The 275-nt window shown below is 40.4% G+C and carries 1 protein-coding gene; it reads left to right on the forward strand.

Translation table 11 applies throughout. The features are described 5' to 3' along the window. Window positions 1-275: hypothetical protein (locus tag SM754_RS20250; RefSeq protein WP_323677944.1), on the forward strand; the 275-nt coding region annotated here is incomplete at both ends.

The following is a 275-nucleotide window of genomic DNA, read 5'->3' on the forward strand; positions in this document are numbered from 1 at the left end:
GCGTATGTTCAAGTTAGTTATGCAGGTTTCAGAGCTTATGCGTTGCATGTCGGTGAAGGGAAATTCTTGAGTGTTGCTCACTGTTTTGATGGGGTTGGTAGGTCTTTAGTTTTACTTAGTGGTGGAAAGAATTATCCAGGTGTTGTTGTCTCTATTACTCGAGAGCGCGACTTATCTATAATATATTGCAAGGAATTATCCAATTTAAGATCTGCTAAGAGTGCATTTGTTAAGGATTCATCGGACCTAACCCTAGGTGGCTACTTTATGCGTTG

Origin of the sequence: Halorubellus amylolyticus (genome assembly GCF_034808145.1) — an archaeon.
Classification (GTDB): domain Archaea; phylum Halobacteriota; class Halobacteria; order Halobacteriales; family Natrialbaceae; genus Halorubellus.